Below are 4242 nucleotides of genomic sequence, written 5' to 3'. Positions count from 1 at the left end.
TTCATCAAATACTCTATCTAAAATCTCTTTACTCATGTTTTTCAGTCTGCTTGCCACAATGTAGTCGTATCCCGCTTCTTTTATCAGCTTTAAATGGGGTCATTTTTGAGTTCATCAATTCTACCGAGATTAAGCAAGACTTTCTGCTTTATTTTACCATTTTCGCGATAATTATGGACAATTTTGGCATACTCATAGCCACCAGCTTTAGTTATTTTGAGAAACATATGGTATCACCTTTATGTTAGTTTATTACATTATACTACAAAAAGTGAATATAGCCAAGTATTATGGCAATAATTAGGAGTAAAATTGTCCCTACAGTTTTGAAAAATTTTTTAACCCTAAAAATGGCCTCCAACTGACAAAGTCGTGAAAAAACCTTTCCATTTCTGTTCTCTCCACCCCGCGTAAAATCTACATGGAATTTTATGGGAGGTAATTTTGTGTGAAAAAAGTTTTTCCGAATGGGCAGGGTCATGGTTCAAGGAAAAAAGGGATAAGTGGCGTAAATCCCGAATTTTTCAAGGCCTTACCACTTATCCCTTTGTCATTCTGTAAAGACTTAATCCTTAATCCTTTTCCCTTATTCCTCCCAACCAGAACCACTTTTTTCGCATGGGGAAAAGGAATAAATGGGAAATACACTTGCCGCTAAGTCTTTTGGAATTGGGTCAGACTGGATAGCAATGATTAACATTCAATTTTACACGATGAGGAGGCAGTAAGGCATAATCTATATGCTTTATTTTGTATTTTTGTATATGAGCTGTGGCTCACTATCGACAATTTTATATCTATATTCTTTAACTATAGTCCCATCTTCTTTTGTTTTCCTAAAAATTACAAGGTCGTAGCCGTCATTAGTTTTACTTTGAGAAGTTTCATAAATGTATCTAATACCATTTTCGATTCGTTCTCTCGTTCCAATCCACCACGGATAATCATTAAGAAAAGGAAATTCTGTTCCGCCAAACAATTTATTTGATGCCTCTACATTTATATTTACAAGCTTCTTTTCTACATAGGCTGCACTTACCTTTGCTGTTCTTCCAATATTCTTTAAATATTCTGCTGCTTGTGCTTCCTGCTGCTTTGCAAGCTCTGGATAATATTTATCTGCAGAAATGACTTTATCGTATAGTTTCTCAGGAAACATCTTTTTTAGTGAATCTATGTAGAACGCTCCATCCATTGGCTCCTTATATTCAAGCAAAGAGTACACACCTTTTTCATTTTTGGAAAATGTTATAACAGTTGGAATAGCACCACTCCCGCTGATCTTAGTAAAAATACCGTTCTCAAAACCAAAAGCTCCAAAACTCGCTATGGTATAAACCTTAATAATTCCATCTTTTTCCTCTACATCAAGGATAATGTGTCCCTCCGTTGCTGCCTCTCCTTCATTATATGCAAGCCTTCTAGATTTTATAGCATAACTTACCGCCTCATCTAAATTTTCAATTTTTTGAGTCTGTAGCTGTGAACCAAAATCAATCCCTGTAATCAACCACTTTCCTTCCAATTTTTCCACTGTCAGCGTGACCCCCGTCCTCCATTCCTCACCAGGAACGCTCGTTATTTCTACAATATCTCCTGTTACTAAAAATTTAGCTTGGCCGATCTTAGTAATATCCTTTATATCAATCCTGTCCGGCCACGGACTTGAAACATATTTCCCTGGAGCCTTTGATGGATCTCTAATCCATTCGGCAAGTAAATCCTGCGAAACATACTGACTATAATTCTCTTTTATGAGCTCTCGACAACCTTCTTTAGGAGCAAGTTTATCTACATTCTTCAACCTTTTACCAAACCCCTCCACAACTTTTTTTACTTCGTAATCCGGAGCTGGTTTAAAACTCTTAGCAATCTTAATGAGTTGAGATTCGTTGACGTATTTTACATCAGCGTAAATATCATAAGCAATCCCATCTTCTTCAAAAATTAAATATATATGATTCTCGTTTTTTATTGAGTTATCTCCGGTTGCTGCAGGAGGAGTTATATCAAGGTTTACCAAAACCGCCTTTGTAATTAATCCTTCTATCTCCTTTTTACTCTTGACCTCCGAATGGTTAGGCAAAAACAAAAGTTGATTCGGCTCATAACCTATTATCTGAACTCCTCCGACAGGAACGTTATCCTTTTCAAATACGAGTTCCCCGCTTGATATTATTCTCGTAGTGGTAATAATTTTTAAAATAGTGTTTTTTTCTGTAATTAAACCAGGTGTGTCTGTTTTTACCTTCCAATCGGTAGGTATTTCAATAGTGTAATACCCTATCTGTAGTAAAGTTTTTGATGTTGGATTGGTTAATAAGAAAACGGTAAGGATTATAAACACAATTAAACCCGTGATAACAAAAAATCTCTTTCTATTTTTAAAAATATCCATTATCTTTATCATTTCTATCCTCCTTTCTATATTACTTTTATCGTCCATCATCCCAACCAGCTTAAAAGATATATGCGGAGTATTTAAACCTTCCAGCACTGTTATTAGAGTTCTCCCGTATTTCTTTCGTTCATTATTCTCCAAAATATCAAGTACTTTCCAATCGGCTGCTACCTCCATGTCCTGACGAATTTTTTTAAAAAAATACCATATAAAAGGATTGAACCAATGCAGTATTTGCAGTACCAGTAACAGATAATTTACAAGAAGGTCTTTTCTCTTCAAGTGGGCAAGTTCATGAATGAAAATATACGATATTTCTTCTTCATTCAGCTTTAAAATTTCTGGTGATATCAATATGTACGGCTTAAAAATTCCAAAAATGGCGGGTACTTTTATCACATCCTGAACAACTATTTTGATATTATTTTTCATATACATCCTTTCTTTACATTTTTCCAGAATACTATATAATGAATCGGGTGCGGATTTTCCGCGTCTCTTAATTTTTTTGTGGAATACAAAACTGGATAATATAATAAATGTAAAAAATATCATTGCAACAGTAATCCAAATATAGGCCAAGATCTTTACCTCATTTTTTGAATCAGAAAGTCTTGTCGATTCATCCACTATTGAAATATTATCTTTTTCAAATCGATCATTAATAACAGGCCTATTATAAATATTTTCCTGATATGATTGATAATGCAAAAAATCAACACTTTGTTCAACTTGGGGCATTAAATTGAAAAAACTTAAGGCACTTTCCGGACCAAACGGTAAAATCAGTTTTAAAATAAGCACGACCCACAAAGCATAATGCCATTCCGGACTAATTTTGTTGTTTAAAATTCGTTTTACAAGAACAATAAAAAGCCCAACTATAGAAGCCTGAATAGAAATTAAAAATACGGTATAAAAAATCTTTTCCATGTTCACACTTCCTCATCCAGAAGTTTTTTCAACTTTTCGATTTCTTCCTTGGAGACCTTTTGTTCTTTTATAAAACTTGCAAGCATCAAGCTTAAAGACCCGTTAAATACCTTCTCCAAAAAGGTTTTGCTGGCATGAGATCTATATTCTTCTTCACTTATTACAGGAAAATAAATATACGCTTTTCCTTTGCTTTTTTCGGCTTTTAAAGCTCCTTTTTCTACAAGACGATTGATAAGAGTATGAATAGTTTTCGGTTTCCAACATGTTGTCTTCACAAGCCTTTCTACAATTTCCGAACTTGATGCTTGTTTAAGTTCCCAAATTATTTTCATTACTTCTAATTCGGACTCTGATATTTTAGGCATTTTTTTCATATTAATATCACCTCCAATTTATATTACAATTGTAGTCTATCATTAGATTACAATTGTAATCCACAATTGTCAATACTTTTTTATCCGCCGAACCATTTTTCTAGAACCCTTTCCTTCCACTCCAACCCGTGTAAAATCCACATGAAATTTTATGGGATGGAAACTTGCGTAAAAAAAGTTTTTCCAAAGGGGCAGGATCATGGTTCAAAGAAAAAAGGGATAAGTGGTGTAATCTTTCTTTTTCAAGGCCTTACTACTTATCCTTTTGTTATTCCGTAAAGATTTAATCCTTAATCCTTTTCCCTTTTTTACCCCTCAATAGAACCACTTTTTTCGCATGGAGAAAAGGTATAAATGAGAAATATATAGTTTGGAAATAAGTAGTAAGGATCAAGGTTTAATTCTAAAAAGCAATACATATATTTCGTTGGCAAAAAAGTTAAGTCTATATAATTGTGTAAAAAGGAGTTGAGCCATTCCCCACCCCTGGTTAGAATAGAAATAGAAACGAACCAAAAAATCTAACCGGAG

General features: G+C 34.1%; 2 protein-coding genes. Both read right to left on the bottom strand.

The features are described 5' to 3' along the window. Nucleotides 1-745: 745 nt before the first annotated feature. Complete coding sequence (locus EV203_RS13025; protein WP_132040883.1) at nt 746-3334, bottom strand: M56 family metallopeptidase; 2589 nt, start codon at nt 3332-3334, stop codon at nt 746-748. Nucleotides 3335-3336: 2 nt separating this feature from the next. Further along, the gene (locus EV203_RS13020) at nt 3337-3711 is read right to left on the bottom strand and encodes a BlaI/MecI/CopY family transcriptional regulator (RefSeq protein ID WP_132040882.1); all 375 of its coding nucleotides are present in this window, start codon (nt 3709-3711) and stop codon (nt 3337-3339) included. Between the last annotated feature and the right edge of the window lie 531 nt (nt 3712-4242).

Origin of the sequence: Caldanaerobacter subterraneus, assembly GCF_004345675.1 — a bacterium.
Taxonomy (GTDB): domain Bacteria; phylum Bacillota; class Thermoanaerobacteria; order Thermoanaerobacterales; family Thermoanaerobacteraceae; genus Thermoanaerobacter; species Thermoanaerobacter subterraneus.
The sequence above is the reverse complement of the archived record's forward strand: the minus strand, read 5'-3'. Positions and strand labels throughout refer to the sequence as shown.

Coding starts and splice junctions, on each gene's coding strand:
- EV203_RS13025 (WP_132040883.1), bottom strand. CDS start 3,334: ATGGAAAAGATTTTTTATACCGTATTTTTAATTTCTATTCAGGCTTCT.
- EV203_RS13020 (WP_132040882.1), bottom strand. CDS start 3,711: ATGAAAAAAATGCCTAAAATATCAGAGTCCGAATTAGAAGTAATGAAA.